We start from the raw sequence: 19,437 nt of genomic DNA, 5'->3' as shown, positions 1-19,437 counted from the left end.
TTCCGTTTGGACCTTGGTTGGTCTGGCACGATTTCAAGAAATTATCTATAAGGCGGCCAACACGCCAGCGGTCGGCGTGAATTTCATCCAAGCGCCGAACATGGAATGACATTCCACGTACGGACAGCGGAAATGGCCGCACCCGCATCCCATTTTGCGCTTCTCAGGCGCTCGGGCGTTCGTACGTCAGCTTTTGGCGATCAGACGGAACGGGGTATTTCCAGTGTCCAAATCCCTAGACAGTTTCAATTGTCGCTCTACGCTCACGGTCAATGGCGTGGATTATGTCTATTACAGCCTTCCGAAGGCGGAGGCGAACGGCCTTGCCGGCGTTTCGAAGCTTCCCTATTCGATGAAAGTGCTGCTGGAAAACCTGTTGCGCAATGAGGACGGCCGATCCGTCACCAAGCAGGACATCGAAAACGTCGCCGCCTGGCTCGGCGACAAGGGCACGGCGGAAAACGAAATCGCCTACCGCCCCGCACGCGTGCTGATGCAGGATTTCACCGGCGTTCCGGCGGTCGTCGACCTCGCGGCCATGCGCGACGCCATGGTCTCGCTCGGCGGCGATCCGGAAAAGATCAATCCGCTCGTCCCCGTCGACCTCGTCATCGACCATTCGGTCATCGTCGACGAATTCGGCACGCCGACGGCCTTTGCGCGCAACGTCGAACTCGAATATCAGCGCAACGGCGAGCGCTACCGCTTCCTCAAATGGGGTCAGCAGGCATTCAAGAACTTCCGCGTCGTGCCGCCCGGCACCGGCATCTGTCATCAGGTGAACCTTGAGTATCTGGGCCAGGCCGTCTGGATCAAGGAAGAGGACGGCGAGACGATCGCCTATCCGGACACATGCGTCGGCACCGACAGCCACACGACGATGATCAACGGCCTTGGCGTGCTCGGCTGGGGCGTCGGCGGCATCGAAGCGGAAGCAGCGATGCTCGGCCAGCCGGTGTCGATGCTCCTGCCGGAAGTCGTCGGCTTCAAGCTCACCGGCAAGCTCAAGGAAGGCGTGACGGCGACCGACCTGGTTCTGACCGTCGTGCAGATGCTGCGCAAGAAAGGCGTGGTCTCGAAATTCGTCGAATTTTTCGGCCCGGGCCTCGACAACATGACGCTCGCCGACCGCGCGACGATCGGCAACATGGGCCCGGAATACGGCGCGACCTGCGGCTTCTTCCCGGTCGATGCCGAAACGATCAATTATCTCACCATGTCCGGCCGCGAAGTGAGCCGCATCGCGCTGGTCGAAGCCTATTCCAAGGCGCAAGGGATGTGGCGCGAGGGTGACGGCTCCGACCTCGTTTTCACCGACACGCTCGAACTCGACCTCGGCGACGTCGTGCCGTCCATGGCCGGTCCGAAGCGCCCCGAAGGGCGCATCGCGCTCGAGAACATCGCGTCCGGTTTCGCGGCCGCGCTCGACAACGACTACAAGAAGCCCGGCCAGCTTTCGAACCGCTATGCCGTCGAAGGCACGGATTTCAACCTCGGCCATGGTGACGTCGCGATCGCGGCGATCACCTCCTGCACCAACACCTCGAACCCGTCGGTGCTGATCGCGGCTGGCCTGCTCGCCCGCAACGCCGTCGCCAAGGGCCTGAAGACGAAGCCGTGGGTCAAGACCTCGCTCGCGCCCGGATCGCAGGTCGTCGCCGAATATCTGGCGAAGTCCGGTCTGCAGGTCGATCTCGACAAGCTCGGCTTCAACCTGGTCGGCTTCGGCTGCACCACCTGCATCGGCAACTCCGGCCCGCTGCCGGGCCCGATCTCCAAGACGATCAACGACAAGGGCCTGATCGTCGCGGGCGTTCTTTCCGGCAACCGCAACTTCGAGGGCCGCATCTCGCCGGACGTCCAGGCAAACTACCTCGCCTCGCCGCCGCTCGTCGTCGCCTACGCGCTCGCCGGCTCCGTCCAGAAGGATCTGACCAAGGATCCGATCGGCGAGGACCAGGACGGCCAGCCCGTCTACCTCAAGGACATCTGGCCGACCTCGCAGGAGATCCAGGAGTTCATCTTCAAATACGTCACCCGCGAGCTCTATGCGACGAAATACGCGGACGTCTTCAAGGGCGACGAGAACTGGCAGGCCGTGCAGGTTCCGGCCGGGCAGACCTATGCCTGGGATGGGGCCTCCACCTATGTCCAGAACCCACCCTATTTTGTCGGCATGGGCAAGACGGGCGCCGGCATTTCCGATATCAAGGGCGCGCGCGTTCTCGGCCTTTTCGGCGACAAGATCACCACCGACCACATTTCGCCGGCCGGTTCGATCAAGGCCGCGTCGCCGGCGGGTTCCTACCTGCTTGGTCATGGCGTCACGGTTGCCGACTTCAACCAGTACGGCACGCGCCGCGGCAACCATGAGGTGATGATGCGCGGCACCTTCGCCAACATCCGCATCCGCAACCACATGCTGGGTCCGAACGGCAAGGAAGGCGGCTATACAATCCACTATCCCTCCAAGGAGGAGATGTCGATCTATGACGCGGCCATGCAGTACAAGGAAGAGGGCGTTCCGCTCGTCATCTTCGCCGGCGTCGAATACGGCAACGGCTCGTCGCGCGACTGGGCGGCCAAGGGCACCAATCTTCTCGGCGTCAAGGCGGTGATCGCCCAATCCTTCGAGCGCATCCATCGCTCCAACCTGGTCGGCATGGGAGTCATCCCCTTCGTCTTCGAGGAAGGCATGACCTGGGAGTCGCTGGGGCTCAAGGGCGACGAGGTGGTGACGATCGAAAACCTTGCCAATGTCCAGCCGCGCGAAAAGCGCATTGCCAAGATCACCTATGGCGACGGCTCGGTGAAGGAAGTTCCGCTCATCTGCCGCATCGATACGCTGGACGAGGTCACCTACGTCAACAATGGCGGCATCCTGCAGACGGTTCTGCGCGATCTCGCTGCCTGAATACAGAATATGGAACTTGGAAGCCGGGGCGTCAGCCGATGCCCCGGCTTTCTCCCGTGCTGAGCATGCAGAATAGCAAGGCGATCCCGCGCATTCACGACGCTGTTTCCCGCGCTTTGCGGATGGTCACTCCAACGTGACTTTCTGTTGAGGGCGGGCCGTCGTATGTAAAGTCATGCCTTCCACGGAAAGATGAGCGCCGATCGCAAAAGTGAAGCAATGACACTCGCCTTCAGACCAATGATCCGTCATCTCGTGCTGACGATGGGGCTTTTCGGCGCCTTGAGCGGCGCGGCTGCTGCTGACGGCGGCAAGGCGTTCAACGGCCGCGCGATCAAGGGCGTCGTCGAGCTTTTCACCAGCCAGGGCTGCTCATCCTGTCCGCCGGCGGATGCGGCGTTGAAGACGCTGATCGACGAGGGCGACGTCGTGGCGCTCGCCTATCACGTCGACTACTGGAACTATCTCGGCTGGGCGGACACGCTCGCCTCCAAGGAAAATACCGAGCGTCAATACGCCTATGCCCGGATGCTCGGACGCAATGGCGTCTATACGCCCCAGGCGATCCTGAACGGACGGGACCATATGAACGGCTCCGACCTGCAGGCGATCAGGAGCAGGCTCGAGACGATGCGCGCCGGAGACAAGGGACTTGCGGTGCCGGTCGAGGCGGCGATGGCCGGTGACGGCATCTCGATCCGGGTCGGTGGCGGCGCCGGCAAGGCGAATGTCGTGGTGGTCTATTTCGACCGGGCCCGGGTGGTCAATGTCGAACGGGGCGAGAACAGGGGCAAACGCATTGCCTATTGGCACGCGGTGCGAGACATCCAGACGATCGGCCTGTGGGACGGCACACCGACGCAGTTCACCTTGCCGGCCTCGGTCCTGATCGAGGGCCGCGGCAATAGCGGCTGCGCAATCCTGCTGCAATCGATGAAGGACAAGGAGACGCCCGGCGCGATCCTTGGTGCGGCAACTATTCTCGCCGGACCGCAGGGCAAACTTTAGCGCATCGTTCGTGTCGGGCGAGTGGCTAAAGGAGGCGGACGCACAAATCGGGGCATCAAGGGGTGGTTCGGCCCGGCAGCATCGAGGGGCTGGGGCTGAGGGTTCGAAGTTACCGGACCGAACCGGCCATGCCTGCGTTCGGGAACCTCCCGCAGCATGACGACCTGTCCGGACAAACGGTGGCAACGACTCTGTCCGGCAGCGAACGGAGTTTTGCGGTGAATTGGGGCGGCGATTTGACTGAATTGCGGCAAGGGTAAGAATTGCCGGTATTAATCAACAGCATCCGGCTTGCTTTTCGGCTCGTGTCAGGCAAACTGTCATGGACCTGTCACATCAGAAGGCCGAAATGCCGATGACCGATCAACCGGATTTGACGCGAGGCGAACCGCGTCACCAGGGCCAGACCACGGATGTGGTCGTTGATCTTCACGAGTACAAGAAAGCCAAAAACCCACCTCCCGTCACGTTTCAGCGCCGTGAGCTGGACCAGATTTTCAAGGTCTATGGCCGCATGGTTGGCGAGGGCGAGTGGCGCGATTATGCGATCGACCACACGAAGGAGCGTGCCGTCTTCGCTGTGTTCAAGCGCGCCGGAGAGGTGCCGCTCTACCGAATCGAGAAGAACCCGAGACTCACTCACAAACAGGGCGCCTACAGCGTCGTAAACGCCAGCGGCATCGTCTTGAAGCGCGGTCACGAACTCGCCCAGGTGCTCAAGGTTTTCGACAAAGTGTTGAAGCTCGTCCAGACCTGAACGCGGCCGATCACGGTGGTCCTCCGCCCGCCTGCCTCTAATCCGACCGACGGCCATTCCTCTTCCCGCTGCTGGATGTCTCCTTCGATCGACCTCGATTTAAGGAGACATGCAGCAATTTCGCGTTCAGGACTTTGTGAATCAGCCTTGGTAGAGCGTGTCCGGATAGACACCCTCCGTCGGCGGCGTTTCCATCCCCTCACCAAGCGGCCTTTGCATGATGGCCGTGTCCAGCCAGCGGCCGTGCTTGAAGCCGGTCGCTTTCATCAGCCCCTGATGCTCGAAGCCGACGGCCCTGTGGAGTGCGATCGACGAAGGATGCGCGCCGCCGATCACCGCCACCATCTGGCGAAAGCCAAGGGCAGTACACCGGCTCACCAGTTCCTTGAGCAGAGCCCTTCCGATCCCTTTCCCCCGGGCCTCGGGTGCGAGATATATGGAATCCTCCACCAGGAACCGATAGGCGGTGCGGGTGCGGAAGGCGGAGGCATAGGCATAGCCGAGGATCGCATCGCTTTCATCGAGGGCGACCAGGTACGGATAGCCGCTGCCGGTGATGGTCGTGAGGCGAAGCATCATCTCGGCCTCGCTCGGCGGCGTCACCTCATAGGTCGCGACACCGTTGAGGACGGACTCGCGATAGATTTCGGTGATTGCAGGAAGGTCGGCGACGGCAGCATCGCGGAGGGTGAACGTCATCGCAGTCATTGTCGGTTGATCGCCTCAGCGCATAGGTCCGAAAATCGGAGCCGATCGATGCGCAGATTCTGAGAGCTACAGCAAGCTTTGCGCGTCTGAAAACACGCACGACGCTGTAGGCTGTCATGCCATCTGCAGACACACAAAAGGCAACTGCGCAGGTCGAATGTGTTGCATCGCACGGAATGCCCGAGCCGATCAAGGCTAATAGGCTCAACAAAAAAGGCGGCCGGAGCCGCCTTTTCGCCATCCGTGTCGCTGGCTACTCGTTCTTGTTGCCAAGGAACTGCAGCAGGAACATGAACAGGTTGATGAAGTCGAGATAGAGCGTCAGAGCGCCCATGATCGCCTTGCGGCCGGCAACCGCGACATCGTCGGCCTCAAAGTACATTTCCTTGATCTTCTGCGTGTCGTAGGCGGTCAAGCCGGCGAAGACCAGAACGCCGATCACCGAGATGGCGAAGCCGAGCGCCGAAGAGGCGAGGAAGATGTTGACGATCGACGCGATGATCAGGCCGAAAAGACCCATGATCAGGAACGTGCCGAAGCCGGACAGGTCCTTTTTCGTCGTGTAGCCGTAGAGCGAGAGGGCGCCAAACGAGGCAGCCGTCACGAAGAACGTCTGCACGATGCTCTGGCCGGTGAAGACCAGGAAGATCGAGGACAACGAAAGGCCCATCAGCGCCGCGTAGATCCAGAAGGTAGTCTGGGCGGCCGAAACGCTCATGTTCTGGATGCGGAAGCTCAGGAAGAAAACCAGCGCCAACGGGGCCAGCATCACGACCCACCGGAGCGGCGACGCGTAGATGAGCTGGGCGAAAGCCGGGTTGGAGACGGCAAGCGCGTAGGTTCCGTAAGCTGCCACGCCGGTGATCGCCAGGCCAAGCGCCATGAGGTTGTAGACCTTCAGCATGTAAGCGCGAAGGCCTTCATCGATTACGGCACCCGCCTGAGCGCCGGCGGGCGACATCCGGGTTTGGTAGTTTCTCAGATCAGCCATTGTTTCCTCATTTAAGCCCCGGTTTGTGTGACGGTGTCGGGCGGCGGTCTGTTGACGCGCCCAGGCGCCGCTGCGGGGCTCCAGCATGCCTGCCGAGAAATATGATGTTGAAACGCGTCACGCACAAGGGTGGAACGTCCGGAATCGCGCGAAAGCGGGGCTTCGGAGCATCAAACAAGAGTGATTTACGGTTAATTCGGGCTGCGTGACGTTTTGGAGGGCGCGCGCAACCGAAGCCGTCGGCGAGATCGCCGGGCGCGGCAAGAGAATCCGCGGCCCCTAGGGGACTTCAGAGTTCGCGCAGCACCGGAGCCGCCTTCTGCCCGAGAATGCGCCAGGTCCCGGCAAGTCCGATGCCGACGGTCACCACGAGCGCGACCGCGACCGTGGCGACGGCGACATCGGGCAGGAAGCGCGACGGCAGCATCATGATGCGGCTGACGATGAACCAGGCCGAGACGCCGCCGGCAAACAACGCGAAGAGGGCGGTGGCGAGGCCGAGGATCACATATTCGTAGCTGAAGGCCCGGATCAGCGTTGCACGGGTGGCGCCGAGCGTCTTCAGGACCACCGCATCGTGGATGCGCGCCCGGTTGCCGGCGGCGAGCGCCCCGGCCAGAACCAGGACGGAGGCGATCAGGGCGACGGCGGCCGCTGCCCGGATGGCCGTGGCCAACTGGCCTAGCAATGCATTGACGATGTCGAGCGCGTCCTTGACGCGGACGCTGGTGATCGTCGGAAAGGCGTTGGTGACGGCTCGAAGCGCCGAGGCCTCCTCCGCTGGCGTGGCCTCCGGATCGATGATTGTCGCGAGCCAGGCATGCGGCGCCCCGGCGAAGGTGTTAGGCGAGAAGACCATGACGAAATTGATCGACAGCGATTCCCATTGCACCTCGCGGAAATTGGCGATCCGGGCGGTGACGTCGCGGCCGAGCACGTTGACGGTGACGGTGTCGCCGAGCTTGAGGCCGAGCTCGCCGGCCTCCTCCGCCGAGAAGGAGACGAGCGGTTCGCCGCTGTAGTCCGCTGGCCACCAGGCGCCTTCCGTCAAAATCGAATTCTCCGGCTTGTTCTTCGCATAGGTGATGCCGCGGTCGCCGCGCAGCACCCATTGACCGCCGGGCGGCACGGTGCGCCTGTTCACGTCCTCGCCATTGAGCGCGACGATGCGCCCACGCAGCATCGGCACCTCGACGACCTTGCCCCTCGGCATGGCTTCGCCGAGAACCGAGCGGAAGCCGTCGATCTCGCTGCCTTGAATATCGACGAAGAAGAAATTGGGCGCACGCTCGGCCATGTTGCCGGTGAGCTCGCGCCGAAGATTGCCATCGATCAGCGCCAGCGTCACCAGGAGTGCGAGGCCGAGACCGAGCGACAGCACGACAGACGGCGTCAGGGCGCCGGGTCGATGGATATTGCCGATCGCCAGTCTCAGGGCCGGAGAGTGGACGTGTGGGCTGCGTCGCGCGAGCCAGGCGATCAGCAGCGCGACCGCCCTCAGCACGACGAAGGCGAAGGCGACCGCGCCGAGGAAGACCAGCGAGATGTAGCGGTCATAGGCCGCCCAGACGGCAAGCCCGGCAAGCGCCGAAAGGCAGGTGAGCGCACCCGCGAGATAGGGCCAGGCGGGGATGCCGTTCGGCTCGAAACCCTGCTGGCGGAAAAGCGCGGTTGCCGGGATCCGGCGTGCTTGCCCGAGCGGCAGGATCGCGAAGGCGAGCGCCGTCAACAGCCCGAAAAGCGCCGCCAGGCCCAGCGCCGAAGGAAACAGCTCGAAATCGGTCGAGACCGGCAGCATGTCGGCGAGAAACTGGGCGGCGACGAAGGGTATGAAGGCGCCGAACACGAGGCCGATGGCAATGCCGATCAGCGCGATCATCAGGATCTGGGCCAGATACACCGTTGCGACGAGCGATGCCGGTGCGCCCAGGCACTTGAAGGTGGCGATCACGCTGCGCTTGCCGTCCAGATAGGACCGCACCGCATTGCCGACGCCGACGCCGCCGACAATGAGCGCCGTGAGACCGACCAGCGTCAGGAACTGCGAAAAGCGGGTGATGTTGGCGGTCAGCGACGGTGCGGCATTGCCGCTCGTGCGTATCGACCAGCCGGCGGACGGGAACCGGTGCTGCGCTTGCGCCCGGATGACGGTGACTTGCGCCGGATCCTGGAGCCTGATCTTGTAGCTGTGCTCGACGAGGCTGCCCGTTTGCACCAGTTCAGATGCGGCCAGTGCCTCCGCGGAAATCATCAGTCGCGGTGCAAAGCCGAATCCGTCGGAAACGGCGTCGGGCTCGCGAAGAAGGGTGGCAGCGATGCGGAGACGGGCATTGCCGATCAGGAGCTCCGCGCCCGGGACGATCCCGAGCCGCTCGAGAAGCAGCGGAGCGGCGACGGCGCCGTATGTATCACCATCCTTGGCCAGCAGGTCGGAGAGCGGTGCCGCTGGCTCGCTTTTAAGGGTGCCGTAGAGCGGATAGGCGCCGTCGACGGCCTTCAGTTCCACCAGCGCCTGGTTCGATCCGTCCGGGAGCCGCGCCATCGAGCGCAGGCCCGCAGACACGGAGATCCGCCCGAGGCCGTCCAGAAAGGTGCGCTCCTCGGAGGTGGCGACGCGGCTGTTGAGCTCGAACCGGATATCGGCGGCGAGCAGTTGCTGGCCCTCGGAATCGATCGTCGCGCTGATCGATTGCGCGAGGGAATTGACGCCTGCGATAGCCGCCGTGCCGAGTGCGATGCAGGCCAGGAAAATATAGAAGCCGCGGAGCCCGCCGCGCATCTCCCTCAGTGCCAGCCGAAGTGCCAGAACGGGACGAAGACGGTGGATCGCGGCTGCCGCATTCATGCGGAGGCCACCCCCTGACGGGCCGAGGCGGAGAGCGGCTGGGCTTCGGCGCCGGAGACGATCTCGCCGGAGCGGACCCTTACCTGCCGGCTGCAGCGCGCGGCGAGCGCCGCATCATGGGTGACGAGCACCAGCGTCATGCCGCGCTCGCGCTGTTCGGAGAAAAGCAGGTCGGCGATCTGGCGGCCGGTCTCGGCGTCGAGATTGCCGGTCGGTTCGTCGGCAATCAGGAGTTTCGGCGAGGGCGCCAGCGCCCGGGCGATCGCCACGCGCTGCTGCTCGCCGCCGGAAAGCTGGCCGGGGTAATGCGTCAGGCGCTCGCCGAGCCCGACCGCGACCAGCTCCTGGCGCGCGATCTCGAAGGCATTGCGGACATTGGCGAGCTCCAGCGGCACCGCGACGTTTTCAAGCGCGGTCATATTGGGGATCAGGTGGAAAGACTGGAAGACGATACCGATGTTGCGGCCGCGGAAGTCGGCCACCTTGTCCTCGTTCAGGCGATGCAGAGGCGTGCCGTCGACATAGATTTCGCCGCTGTCGAGCCGTTCGAGGCCGGCAAGCACCATCAGCAGGGTGGACTTTCCCGAGCCCGACGGACCGACGATGCCGATCGATTCGCCCGCCTGCACCGTGAGGCTCACGCCCTTCAGCACGTGCACCGAGGCCGCCGCCTCACCGAGAGTCAGCTCCGCATTTTTCACCTCGATGATGGTTTCTGCCACGCGAAACGGCCCTATATGAAAGAAAGATGGAATAACGAAATGATTGCTGCCGGCATTTAGGAACCCATCCATGGCTTTAAAAGATTTGTTGCCCGTTTTCTTCGGCGTCGCAATGACAATCGCGTTATCGGCCGTTGCGCGCGCCGAGACGATCAGCCTCGTCGGCTTTGGCGACAGCCTGATGGCCGGCTATCAGCTTGCCCCGGACGATGCCTTCCCGGCGCGCCTTGAACAGGCGCTGAGGGAAAAGGGCTTCGACGTCACGATCGCCAATGCGGGCGTCTCGGGCGATACGACTGCCGGCGGCCTTGCCCGCATCGACTGGTCGGTACCGGATGGGACGAAGGGCGTCATCCTCGAACTCGGCGCCAATGATGCGCTACGGGGAATTGCGCCGGAAGAGACGCGCAAGAACCTCGATGCGATGGTTGCGCGGCTGAAGCAACGCGGCATCGCCGTACTGCTTGCCGGCATGCTGGCGCCGCCGAACATGGGCGGCGACTATGCGGCACGCTTTAACCCGATTTATCCGGACCTCGCGAAAAAATACGATCTCGCCCTCTATCCGTTCTTCCTCGACGGGGTCGCGACCGAGGCGGGCCTCAAGCTCGAGGACGGGATGCATCCGAATAGCGACGGCATCGGCCTGATGGTGGAACGTTTCCTGCCGACGGCCGAGCAGTTCATCGCCGCAGTCCAGAAAGGAGAGTGATCGCGATCCACAGGTAAGGAAACGTTAACGCCTTCGCCCGTTAAATAATGGTTGCGTGTATGTCGGATGCGTGATTCGCTGAGACATCTGCAAGAGATTCGGGGAGCTCGCCATGCCGAGACTGTTCACCGCCCTCGAAATTCCCCGCAATGCAGCATTGAGCCTTTCTCTGCTGCGCGGAGGCCTTCCCGGAGCTCGTTGGATCGATGTGGAGAATTACCACATCACGCTGCGCTTCATCGGCGACGTCGATTGGCGGACTGCCAACGAGGTTGTCGACAGCCTCGATCGGATCGAACGGCCGGAATTCCAGCTGCAACTGACCGGCACCGGCGCCTTCGGCTCGAAGAAACCGCATTCGGTCTGGGCCGGCGTCAGCAACACTCCCGAAATGTTCGCGCTGCAGGCGGAAATCGAACGCATCTGCCAGCGGCTTGGCCTTGCAGCGGACCCGCGCAAGTTCACCCCACATGTCTCGCTCGCGCGCCTGCGGTCCTCACGCGTCGAGGACGTCGTCGAATATCTCTCCGGACGGGGCAACTTCGTCACCGCGCCCTTCACGGTCTCGCGCTTCGTTCTCATGTCCTCGCGCGATTCGGTCGGTGGCGGGCCTTACGTGACGGAAGAGGTGTTTCCGCTTCATGAAGCGCACTCCAGCTTCGCAAGTAGCGAAGAGCACCCGGCCTCCAGCATCTGGTAAAGCGCTTCGAAGGCGGGGTCGATTTCGTATTGGGGTCCGGCACGTCAGCGTGCCGGCCGAGCGCGTAGTCCATGAAAAGATGCACCTTGTGCGCTGACGCCATCGGAGCGAGTCCGCTGACGGTGCGAACGTTGTGTCCATCCATGCCGAGGATCAGCTCGAATTTGTCGAAATCGGCGACGCGCAATTGGCGTCCGCGCATGTGACGGATGTCTATACCATGGGCGTCGGCGACCGCAATGGAGCGCCTGTCGGGCGGATCGCCCGCATGGCCAGGCACTGGTCCCGGCGGAATCGACGGAGATCGTAGCATCGCGTCCTGCCCGCATCGCTACTGCATGTCTCCTTTAATCGACCTGGATTTAAGGACAAAGACATGCAGCAATTCAAAGTGCTACAGCGACCTTTGCGCGTCTAACAAGACGCGCGGCGCTGTAGGTGACGCATGATCCCCGCAAGAGGCGACCGGCAAATATTGCCGAGACAAACGAAAAGGATTTTCGTGTCTTTCATCGTCTTCACTTGTCATAATCGATGTCGCCGCGGTCGAAATGCAAAAGCTCAGGCGAACATTCCGGGTCGCGGTGTCGTTGTTAGCGCATCGGCGCGATAATCGGAACCGATTTTCGGAGCTCAAAGGGTAGCTTCAAAGAACCGCGGCGGCCTTTGCGCGTGACAGGGCGCGGCGCCGTAGAGGACAGAACGGTGCAAGGAGGAACAGAATGCGGCCGGAAAAACTGGACGCGGCGGCTATCGCTGAACACCTGCACAAGATGGAGGGCTGGGTTCTGGCTGAGGACGGTGCCTCGATCTGGAAGGCGTTCCGCTTCAAGACCTTTGCCGAGGCTTTCAGCTTCATGACGCAATGCGCGCTCGCGGCGGAAAAGCTCGATCATCATCCCGAGTGGTTCAATGTCTACAACAAGGTTGATGTAACGCTGTCGACGCATGACGTCGGCGGACTGACGGAGCTCGACTTCAAACTGGCGACGAAAATGGACAAGGCTGCCGACGGGCGCATGCCCGATCATTTGAAATAACGTCTGCTCTTCCCATATGATTGCGATGCAAGCGCGACGGCTCCTGATCGAAGCGGAACGGATGCGATGGATGATATAAAAATCGGAGAAATTCTCCTGCCCGGCGAGGAATCCGAGCAGGAGCGCCGGGAGCGCCGTGTGCGCAGCGGCTTCTGGCCCACCTTTCGTCGCGCCGTCCGCCAGATTCCGTTCAGCCGCGATGTCGTCGCCGCCTATTTCTGTGCGGTGGATCCAAAGACGCCGACGCGGACCAGGGGCATACTGCTCGCGGCGCTCGCCTATTTCGTCCTGCCGCTCGACTTCATTCCCGACATGCTGGCCGGCTTCGGCTTTTCCGACGACATCGCCGTTCTGACCGCCGCCATTGCGGCCGTCAGCGGTCAGATCAAGGAGCGGCACTACCAGAAGGCCGACGAGGCGATGCGCGACCGGCCGAACGAGTGATCGTTGCTTCCGCCGACGCGTTGCCGTATTTCCGCCAGCAAAGACAAACTCTTGCCCGATTCTTTGTGGCATAGAGTTCCGGAACGAATCGGCCGCGCGCGAAGGCGGCGGATGGTGGTTGGATTTGATACAGGGGTACCGGCCGGCAAGGCCTTGTGGTAAAGCCATCGACGGTGGTTCCCGCAAGAATGGGGATCGGGTCCCGCGAGGCTTTCCCAGGTCCGTTCGGGAGGGGCGAGATGCAGCGATTTCGACGATCGTTGACGATTTGGTAACCTGAATTAAGTCAAAATAAATTCAAATCGTGACTATGCGTAGCCCGTGTAAGCCTGTTGCGGGTATCGCGACCAAGAAAATCGGCAGGAACTCATGTTTGTAAGAAAGATCGCAACTGCAATCGCACTCGTCATGGCTGCAGCCGGCGTCGCTTCTGCGCAATCGCCGACGCGAATTCAGCAATTCAATGCCTGGGGCGCCTATTCCTACCAGTCGGGCAACGGCAAGGTTTGCTATGTTCTCTCCGTGCCGAAGGAAAAGAGCCCGGCCGGCGTCGATCATGGCGACATCTTCTTTCTCGTCTCGCAGCGCCCGGGCCAGAACATCAGCTACGAGCCGCAGGCCATGATGGGCTACCCGTTGCAGGATAATTCGAAGGTGAACGTCGTCATCGACGGGCGGACTTTCGTCCTGTTCACCAAGGGCAACTCCGCCTGGGTGGAAAACGCCGCCGAGGAGCCGGCAATGGTCGCCGCTATGAAGTCCGGCAAAGCCATGTCCGTCAGCGCCAAATCACGCCGTGGCACCGAGACCTCCTACTCCTATTCGCTGTCCGGCATCTCTGCCGCCTTGAAGCAGATCGAGGCCTGCAAGTAAGAGGCAAGTCAAGCTTTCCTATTGACGAAGGCCCGGTGGATTGCCGGGCCTTTTTTGCACGTGCGCCAGGCATGGCATGGCACGTGGCGTCGTGACTTTGAATCGGCTCATCCAGCCTTCCGAAAATTGGTTCTGATTTTCCGACCGGTGCGTTTCACTCGGAGATGATCTTCACCTTGTCGCCCGGCTTGACGGTGGAGGTGACCTGCATCGCATTGATCAGCCGGAAAAGGTCGAGCTTGCGGTCGGTGCCCATCATGCGCGAGGTCAATGTGGCGATGGTCTCGCCCGGCTTCACGGTCACCACACGGATACGCAGCGGCTTCAGCGACTTGATCTCTCCCGGAGCCATCCGACGGAAGGAATTGCGCAAATGGCTCGCGGTGGCTTCGAGTGCGGCCGAGCCCTTCGGTACGGCCGTCAGGAACCGGTAGATACGATCGTCGATCCGGATCACCGTAACGTCGAAGTCCCAGCGGTCGGCGGAGGCATAAGCGGTCGCCGCCTCCAGACCGTTGAGCATGACGGATTTGATCGTATCGGGCTGCAGACCGGTGACCCAGCCGCTGGCCAGGTAATCCGTCAGGCTGCGTCGTGCCGTGTCGGCGACACCGTCAAAGCGAATTGCGACGTCGCCCGGCCCGGTCGCGAGTACGGCCTCGGCCTTGTTGTCGATCTGGAAGCCTGTCGGAACGTCGAAACGGATGCCGAGCTTTCCGTGGAGGAAGGTCTGCCCGCGCACGTAGCCCTCCTGCGGGCTGTCGCCATAGAGCAGTCCGTCGATGCCGGCGAGATAATAGTCGCGTCCGCGGTCGCCGCTCGTCCCTTCCGGGCCGAAGGCGCGCGCATGACGGCGTGCCAGTTCGACGCGTTGCGGCGCATTGGGGTGGCTCGAGAGGAAGTCGAGGCTCTGGTCCGATTCGGGATCGACGGCGGTAAAGCGGGCATAGGCGGCCATGGAATCGAGGAAGCGTGCCGCCGCATAAGGATCATAGCCGGCTTCGCCCAGCATGCGCACGCCGATCACGTCCGCCTGCAGTTCCTGGTTGCGCGAGAAGGCGGCAAGCCTGAGCTTGCCGCGGGCGAGCGCCTGTTTGCCGGCGAGATTGGAGGAGAGCACTTCGGCCACCACGCGGCTGGCGATCACCTCGGCTTCCTCGCGCTGCTGGCGCTGGATGCCGTGATTGGCCGTGACATGCGCCATTTCGTGAGACAGCACGGCTGCGACCTCGGAGGCGTCGTCGGCAAGCGCCAGCAGGCCGCGTGTCACGTAGAGGTAACCGCCGGGAAGCGCAAAGGCGTTGATCGCCGGAGAATTGAGGATGGTGATGCGGTAGGACTGTTGCGGGTTTTCGGAGACCGCCGTCAGCGCGCCGGTGATGCGGGCGACCAGCCGCTCCGTCTTGGCGTCGCGATATTCGCCGCCGTAGCTCGCCACAATGCGCGGATGTTCGCGCGCGCCGAGCTGGGCACGCGGATCGTTCTTCTGCACTTCCTCGACGATCTGCGGATTGGAGGAGGGCGAGACGGTCGGCTCGTAGGTCTGCTCGATCAGCGATTGGCAGGCGGAGAGCAGCGCGGCACTGGATAACACAACCAGGGATCGCGCCGTCTTGCCTCCGCGCCACGCCGGAAACCAGTCGTTTGTGACTGTCTGCCTTGCCATGCCTCAGCCCAATCTCAGCCGCCGAAGTCGCCCGGGCTCTCGGTCCCATCTACCGTCAGCGATGAAAAATCCCACCTTTTCAGCCGGATAGGGTTCCCCGGCATAGGGTTTCGTCAGCTACGATCCCTGCTCTATCGATTTAAGCGCCATCTGCCTAGCCGATCCCGATAGAAATAGTTGCCCCGTGGTATCGCAGCAACGGATGCGCGAGTAACGCGTCCACCCGGCCGGGTGTTCCGCCCGTCGCACAGCCCGGCGGTCAAATTGTGGCGAAGGGCAGATTAAATTTCGCCGTGCTAAATTTCATCGTCCTGATTCTTGGCCGAGAAAGCGGTTGATCGCCGTGAGGTCCCGCCGCCCCAGAAAGCGGTCGATCGGATCGTGGGCGACTATATGTCCCTGATCGAGGAAAAGCACGCTGTCGGAGAAGAGCCTCACGTCATCGGGATGATGCGTGATCATCAGGATGGTATTGCCCTCCTCGTGATGGAGATCGGCAAGCAGGTTGCGCATTTCCGCGCGCATGCCGGGGTCGAGCGCAGCGAAGGGCTCGTCTAGCAGAAGCAGCGGCCGGTGGCGCACCAGCGCGCGGGCAAGCGCCACCCTCTGGCGTTCGCCGCCGGAAAGCGTCGGCGGCAATCGCTCGCCGAAGCCGGCAAGGCCGACTCGGTCGAGCGCCTCTTCGATCCTCTCGCGATCGCCGCGGCACAGGCGAAGCGAGGGACTGATGCCGAAACCGACATTGGCGGCGACGTCGAGATGCGTGAAGAGGTTGTTTTCCTGAAAGATGACCGAGACGGGCCGGTTGGCCGGCAGGCGGCCGGCCATGTCGTCGCCGAAGATGCGGACCTCGCCTTCGTCCGGCTCCTCAAAGCCGGCGATGACGTTGAGGAGCGTCGACTTTCCCGAGCCGGAGGGACCGGCGACGGCGACGATCTCTCCCGCCGGAACGGTGCAGTCGAACGCCAGAACCGTCGTTTCGAAGCGCACCTTTGCGTCCCTGAGGATAACGGCTGCGGAAGTCATGTCCGCAGGCCTCGCGTTTTGTCATCCCCCGCCGTGCCGAGCATGGTGAAGATCAGGCACAGGATGCCGAGTAGAAGGGCGAGCCCCGCCGCGTCGGCGGTGCGGTAGCTGCCCATGCGGCTATAGAGCAGCCAGGGCAGGGTGGCGAGGTCCTGCGAACCGAAAAGCGCGATCGCGCCAAGATCTCCGAGCGACAGGGCGAGGGCAAAGGAAAAGGCCGTGAAGAAGGCCTTGCGCAGCGGCGGCCAATCGATCCATCGCAGGCGATGGAAGCCGCCTATGCCGAGGCTTGCGGCGAGACGCTCGGTTCGCACCGCATGGGTGGCCATGGCGGGGGCGAGCACCCGATGCACGAACGGCAGCGCCATCAGCGCATTGATGGCGATAACGACCAAGGGGGCGAAGCGGGCGACGTCGCCGAAGGGGCGCAATAGCAGGAACCACCCGGCGCCGAGCACGATCGGCGGGGCGAGCAGGATAAAGGACATGCTGGCGCCGATCGTACCGGCAAAGAACCGGGCCGGCATGCCGCGGCGCCGCCGAGAAAGCACCAGCCGCTGGGTGCGGATCATCAGGGCGGCGATTGCGACGGCGATCGCCGCCGAAGGCAGTGCGACTGCGGCGCTCGTCAGCAGTGCCTGGTGGAAGGCATGTTCGGAAAGCAGCCGGGCCAGATCCGCCCGCAAGCCGGACGCCGCGATGGCGGCGAAGGGTGTGCCGACGAAAATCAGCGCAAGGGTCAGCCAGATCCGATCGGCAAGGCGCGCAACGCCTTTAGAACCGTCGAAGCGGCGGATCGCCCTGCCGCTGGTCTCGCCCTCCTCCGGCGGCGGCGCCACGAATTTGAGGAGGAAAAGCAGAAGACCGGTCAGCACCACCTGGAGGCCGGCCAGCGCGATCGCCCGCGGCGGATCGAAATCGAAACGCAGCGCCTGGTAGATCGCCACCTCGATGGTGCTTGCGGCGGGGCCGCCGCCAAGCGTCAGCACCAGCGTGAAGCTGGTGGCGCAGAGCATGAAGACGAGGCCGGCAATGCCCGGCAGCAGGCCGCGGATCGCCGGCCATTCGATGAAGCGGAAGATCGCGAACGAGCCCATGCCAAGATTGGCGGAGGTGCGCCAGTATTCGGCCGGGATACGCTCAAGTCCGGCGAGCATAAGCCTCACGGCCAGCGGCATGTTGAAAAAGACATGGGCCAAAAGGATGCCGAAAAGCCCGTAGATGCTGATTGGTGCGACGATGCCGATGGCCGTCAGGGCCCGGTTGAGAAAGCCTTGCCGACCCCAGACCTCGATCAGGCCGAGCGCGGCGACCAGCGCAGGCAGCCCCAGCGGCAGCGCCATCAGCCGCAACAGCCAGATGCGGCCCGGAAAGGCGGCCTGGCGGGCAAGCGCGCGGGCGACGGGGATCGCGAAGAGGATCGACAGTCCGGTCGAGAGGCTTGCCTGCAGAAGCGTGAACCGGGTGACGCGCCAGACATAGGCGTCGAAAAGATCCTGGCGGCCATCGGCGCCGCCGTGTGCGAGCAGAGCCGCAGCGGCGAGGCCGACGAAAAGCAGGATGCCGCCGAGGACCAAGCCCCCGGCGGCAATCGTCATCCTGTTCTCGCGCGCAAACAATTTAGCTCTTATTCCTTTGCAGGTTCTCATCGGAATTCGCGTGCGACTTCCCGGAACCTGCTTGGCCTCAGTTTCGGCTCATCGCCGCCAGCCACTCGTCGATCCAGGCCTTGCGGTTATCGGCGACGTCTTGGGGCGACATCAGGAACGTCTTTTCAGGCTGGACGAGCTTGCCGAACGCCTCCGGCAGGGGCTCCCTGGTTTCGCCGACCGGCAGCATCCAGTTGGTCGTCGGAATGATCGACTGGAATTCGGGTCCGATCATGAAGGCGAGAAATTGCCGGGCAAGTTCCGGATCGTCCGCATTCTTCGTCATGCCGGCCACTTCGATCTGGATGTAATGGCCCTCGGCGAATGGCGCCGCCTGGTAGCGGTCGGTGTTTTCGGCAACCATATGGTAGGCGGGCGAGGTGGTGTAGGAAAGCACCATCGGCGCCTCGCCCTTGGTAAAGAGTCCGTAGGCCTCCGACCAGCCGGGGGTCACCGTCAGAACACGTTCCTTGAGCTTGGCCCAGGCTTCGCCCGCCTCGTCGCCATAAACCGATTTCATCCAGAGCAGCAGCCCGAGGCCGGGCGTCGAGGTGCGCGGATCCTCGATGACGATCTTCTGCGACGGATCGCCTTCGACCAGTTCCTTCAGGCTCTTCGGCGGCTCCTTCAGCACTTCCGTGTCATAAACCACGGCGAAGTGGCCGTAGTCATAGGGAATGAACACGCCGTCGGAAAAATCGCCGGGAACCTCGAGCCCCTTGGTGTCGAGGGCGTGTGGCGCGAACAAGCCGGTGGCCTTGGCTTCGGCAACCAGATTGGTGTCGAGTCCGAGGACGATGTCGGCCTTCGTGGCTTCACCCTCGAGCTTCAGCCGCGTCAGCAACTCGACCCCGTCGGCGACGCCGACATAGTCGACCTTGCAGCCGCAACTCTTCTCGAAAGCCTCGGCGACCTTGGCGCCCGGGCCCCATTCGCTGATGAAGCTCTCATAGGTGTAGATCGTCAGCGTTTTTTCCGCGGCAAGGGCGCTTGCCGAAGAGGCGGCGAGGGCAAAGGCGGCGATCGCAAGCCGGTTGACTATCTTGCTGTGGAATGAACTGGGCATGTGGCACCTCTTCCCTGTTGTTCTTGCTGCACGGGAAAAGGGCGTTCGGTCCGATCGCTTCTAATCCCTCCGCCGGTACGAGCCGGATCAGGTTCCGCGGGTTGGCGTGACGCCTCTCAGCCACCGCCCGAAAGCCGGCGGATGGCACCCCGTTAGAGCAGGCCAAGATTTAGCTTCCGGGGGCAGTCAACGCAAGCGCAGTTTTAAGAGCGCCGCGCGTCTGATGAGGTCTGCGGCGATGCGTCAGGGGCTTTCGCTTGGCACGCCGTCTGCGCTATCAAGATGCGGAGGCCTTCCTCACATGTTCAACACGTAC

Annotated in this window: 17 protein-coding genes, 1 pseudogene and 1 riboswitch; of the genes and pseudogenes, 8 read left to right on the top strand and 10 right to left on the bottom strand. The window is 62.8% G+C overall.

The window, feature by feature from the left end:
- Window positions 1-223: 223 nt before the first annotated feature.
- The 3 genes from acnA to AC4P1R_RS14865 all read left to right on the top strand — a co-directional run bounded on the left by acnA (window position 224) and on the right by AC4P1R_RS14865 (window position 4,679).
- A complete protein-coding gene (gene acnA / locus AC4P1R_RS14875; RefSeq protein WP_492177150.1) occupies window positions 224-2,914 on the top strand; it encodes an aconitate hydratase AcnA in 2,691 nt (896 codons plus the stop codon).
- 219 nt (window positions 2,915-3,133) lie between these two features.
- Window positions 3,134-3,922 (top strand): DUF1223 domain-containing protein, encoded by a 789-nt coding sequence (locus tag AC4P1R_RS14870; protein ID WP_069458970.1) that lies wholly within the window; start codon window positions 3,134-3,136, stop codon window positions 3,920-3,922.
- A gap of 349 nt (window positions 3,923-4,271) precedes the next feature.
- Window positions 4,272-4,679, top strand: coding sequence for a DUF2794 domain-containing protein (locus AC4P1R_RS14865; RefSeq protein ID WP_492177754.1), 408 nt, complete (start codon window positions 4,272-4,274; stop codon window positions 4,677-4,679).
- 141 nt (window positions 4,680-4,820) lie between these two features.
- On the opposite strand, the gene AC4P1R_RS14860 is transcribed toward AC4P1R_RS14865, so the two are convergent.
- The 4 genes from AC4P1R_RS14860 to AC4P1R_RS14845 form a co-directional block, all read right to left on the bottom strand.
- Window positions 4,821-5,378, bottom strand: a complete 558-nt coding sequence (locus AC4P1R_RS14860; protein WP_069458968.1) for a GNAT family N-acetyltransferase — start codon at window positions 5,376-5,378, stop codon at window positions 4,821-4,823.
- Window positions 5,379-5,640: 262 nt separating this feature from the next.
- Window positions 5,641-6,378: a Bax inhibitor-1/YccA family protein gene (locus tag AC4P1R_RS14855; RefSeq protein WP_069458793.1), complete on the bottom strand. Its 738-nt coding sequence runs from the start codon at window positions 6,376-6,378 to the stop codon at window positions 5,641-5,643.
- A gap of 289 nt (window positions 6,379-6,667) precedes the next feature.
- Window positions 6,668-9,223, bottom strand: a complete 2,556-nt coding sequence (locus AC4P1R_RS14850) for an ABC transporter permease (protein ID WP_492177149.1) — start codon at window positions 9,221-9,223, stop codon at window positions 6,668-6,670.
- Window positions 9,220-9,945, bottom strand: a complete 726-nt coding sequence (locus tag AC4P1R_RS14845) for an ABC transporter ATP-binding protein (protein ID WP_069458967.1) — start codon at window positions 9,943-9,945, stop codon at window positions 9,220-9,222. Before AC4P1R_RS14845 ends, AC4P1R_RS14850 begins: the two co-directional genes overlap by 4 nt.
- A 70-nt stretch (window positions 9,946-10,015) precedes the next feature.
- Between AC4P1R_RS14845 and AC4P1R_RS14840 the strand changes: the two genes are divergently transcribed.
- Both AC4P1R_RS14840 and thpR read left to right on the top strand, forming a co-directional pair.
- Window positions 10,016-10,657 carry an arylesterase gene (locus AC4P1R_RS14840; RefSeq protein ID WP_069458791.1) on the top strand — a complete coding sequence of 214 codons (642 nt, stop codon included), beginning with the start codon at window positions 10,016-10,018 and terminating at the stop codon, window positions 10,655-10,657.
- A 112-nt stretch (window positions 10,658-10,769) separates the two neighbouring features.
- Window positions 10,770-11,357 (top strand): RNA 2',3'-cyclic phosphodiesterase, encoded by a 588-nt coding sequence (thpR, locus tag AC4P1R_RS14835; protein WP_069458790.1) that lies wholly within the window; start codon window positions 10,770-10,772, stop codon window positions 11,355-11,357.
- A 73-nt stretch (window positions 11,358-11,430) separates the two neighbouring features.
- Here the strand turns inward: thpR and AC4P1R_RS14830 are convergent.
- Together AC4P1R_RS14830 and AC4P1R_RS14825 are read right to left on the bottom strand one after the other, a co-directional pair.
- Window positions 11,431-11,670: pseudogene (locus tag AC4P1R_RS14830) on the bottom strand (arsenate reductase/protein-tyrosine-phosphatase family protein); the annotation flags it as partial.
- A gap of 101 nt (window positions 11,671-11,771) precedes the next feature.
- A complete protein-coding gene (locus tag AC4P1R_RS14825; protein ID WP_083265333.1) occupies window positions 11,772-11,870 on the bottom strand; it encodes an arsenate reductase/protein-tyrosine-phosphatase family protein in 99 nt (32 codons plus the stop codon).
- A 209-nt stretch (window positions 11,871-12,079) separates the two neighbouring features.
- On the opposite strand from AC4P1R_RS14825, the gene AC4P1R_RS14820 reads away from it, so the two are divergent.
- From AC4P1R_RS14820 to AC4P1R_RS14810, 3 genes are all read left to right on the top strand, one after another.
- Window positions 12,080-12,397 carry a 4a-hydroxytetrahydrobiopterin dehydratase gene (locus AC4P1R_RS14820; RefSeq protein ID WP_069458789.1) on the top strand — a complete coding sequence of 106 codons (318 nt, stop codon included), beginning with the start codon at window positions 12,080-12,082 and terminating at the stop codon, window positions 12,395-12,397.
- A 66-nt stretch (window positions 12,398-12,463) separates the two neighbouring features.
- Window positions 12,464-12,841, top strand: coding sequence for a YkvA family protein (locus tag AC4P1R_RS14815; RefSeq protein ID WP_069458788.1), 378 nt, complete (start codon window positions 12,464-12,466; stop codon window positions 12,839-12,841).
- 369 nt (window positions 12,842-13,210) lie between these two features.
- On the top strand, window positions 13,211-13,714 hold the full coding sequence (locus AC4P1R_RS14810) for an invasion associated locus B family protein (RefSeq protein WP_069458787.1): 504 nt from the start codon (window positions 13,211-13,213) through the stop codon (window positions 13,712-13,714).
- 154 nt (window positions 13,715-13,868) lie between these two features.
- On the opposite strand, the gene AC4P1R_RS14805 is transcribed toward AC4P1R_RS14810, so the two are convergent.
- The 4 genes from AC4P1R_RS14805 to thiB all read right to left on the bottom strand — a co-directional run bounded on the left by AC4P1R_RS14805 (window position 13,869) and on the right by thiB (window position 19,121).
- Window positions 13,869-15,380, bottom strand: a complete 1,512-nt coding sequence (locus AC4P1R_RS14805; RefSeq protein ID WP_069458786.1) for a M48 family metalloprotease — start codon at window positions 15,378-15,380, stop codon at window positions 13,869-13,871.
- Window positions 15,381-15,683: 303 nt separating this feature from the next.
- Window positions 15,684-16,406, bottom strand: coding sequence for a thiamine ABC transporter ATP-binding protein (locus AC4P1R_RS14800; RefSeq protein WP_492177148.1), 723 nt, complete (start codon window positions 16,404-16,406; stop codon window positions 15,684-15,686).
- Window positions 16,403-18,004, bottom strand: a complete 1,602-nt coding sequence (gene thiP / locus AC4P1R_RS14795; protein WP_492177147.1) for a thiamine/thiamine pyrophosphate ABC transporter permease ThiP — start codon at window positions 18,002-18,004, stop codon at window positions 16,403-16,405. Before thiP ends, AC4P1R_RS14800 begins: the two co-directional genes overlap by 4 nt.
- 88 nt (window positions 18,005-18,092) lie before the next feature.
- Window positions 18,093-19,121, bottom strand: a complete 1,029-nt coding sequence (thiB, locus tag AC4P1R_RS14790; protein ID WP_492177146.1) for a thiamine ABC transporter substrate binding subunit — start codon at window positions 19,119-19,121, stop codon at window positions 18,093-18,095.
- A gap of 47 nt (window positions 19,122-19,168) precedes the next feature.
- Window positions 19,169-19,283, bottom strand: a riboswitch (TPP riboswitch).
- Window positions 19,284-19,437: the final 154 nt, after the last annotated feature.

Source organism: Sinorhizobium sp. Y406, from assembly GCF_058732025.1.
This window is presented reverse-complemented; position numbering and strand designations above follow the sequence as displayed.

What these genes read in the sequence shown, in the direction of transcription:
- AC4P1R_RS14870 (WP_069458970.1), top strand. Translation starts at nt 3,134, where the DNA reads ATGACACTCGCCTTCAGACCAATGATCCGTCATCTCGTGCTGACGATG.
- AC4P1R_RS14865 (WP_492177754.1), top strand. Translation starts at nt 4,272, where the DNA reads ATGCCGATGACCGATCAACCGGATTTGACGCGAGGCGAACCGCGTCAC.
- AC4P1R_RS14860 (WP_069458968.1), bottom strand. Translation starts at nt 5,378, where the DNA reads ATGACGTTCACCCTCCGCGATGCTGCCGTCGCCGACCTTCCTGCAATC.
- AC4P1R_RS14855 (WP_069458793.1), bottom strand. Translation starts at nt 6,378, where the DNA reads ATGGCTGATCTGAGAAACTACCAAACCCGGATGTCGCCCGCCGGCGCT.
- AC4P1R_RS14850 (WP_492177149.1), bottom strand. Translation starts at nt 9,223, where the DNA reads ATGAATGCGGCAGCCGCGATCCACCGTCTTCGTCCCGTTCTGGCACTT.
- AC4P1R_RS14840 (WP_069458791.1), top strand. Translation starts at nt 10,016, where the DNA reads ATGGCTTTAAAAGATTTGTTGCCCGTTTTCTTCGGCGTCGCAATGACA.
- thpR (WP_069458790.1), top strand. Translation starts at nt 10,770, where the DNA reads ATGCCGAGACTGTTCACCGCCCTCGAAATTCCCCGCAATGCAGCATTG.
- AC4P1R_RS14825 (WP_083265333.1), bottom strand. Translation starts at nt 11,870, where the DNA reads ATGAAAGACACGAAAATCCTTTTCGTTTGTCTCGGCAATATTTGCCGG.
- AC4P1R_RS14820 (WP_069458789.1), top strand. Translation starts at nt 12,080, where the DNA reads ATGCGGCCGGAAAAACTGGACGCGGCGGCTATCGCTGAACACCTGCAC.
- AC4P1R_RS14815 (WP_069458788.1), top strand. Translation starts at nt 12,464, where the DNA reads ATGGATGATATAAAAATCGGAGAAATTCTCCTGCCCGGCGAGGAATCC.
- AC4P1R_RS14810 (WP_069458787.1), top strand. Translation starts at nt 13,211, where the DNA reads ATGTTTGTAAGAAAGATCGCAACTGCAATCGCACTCGTCATGGCTGCA.
- AC4P1R_RS14805 (WP_069458786.1), bottom strand. Translation starts at nt 15,380, where the DNA reads ATGGCAAGGCAGACAGTCACAAACGACTGGTTTCCGGCGTGGCGCGGA.
- AC4P1R_RS14800 (WP_492177148.1), bottom strand. Translation starts at nt 16,406, where the DNA reads ATGACTTCCGCAGCCGTTATCCTCAGGGACGCAAAGGTGCGCTTCGAA.
- thiP (WP_492177147.1), bottom strand. Translation starts at nt 18,004, where the DNA reads ATGACGATTGCCGCCGGGGGCTTGGTCCTCGGCGGCATCCTGCTTTTC.
- thiB (WP_492177146.1), bottom strand. Translation starts at nt 19,121, where the DNA reads ATGCCCAGTTCATTCCACAGCAAGATAGTCAACCGGCTTGCGATCGCC.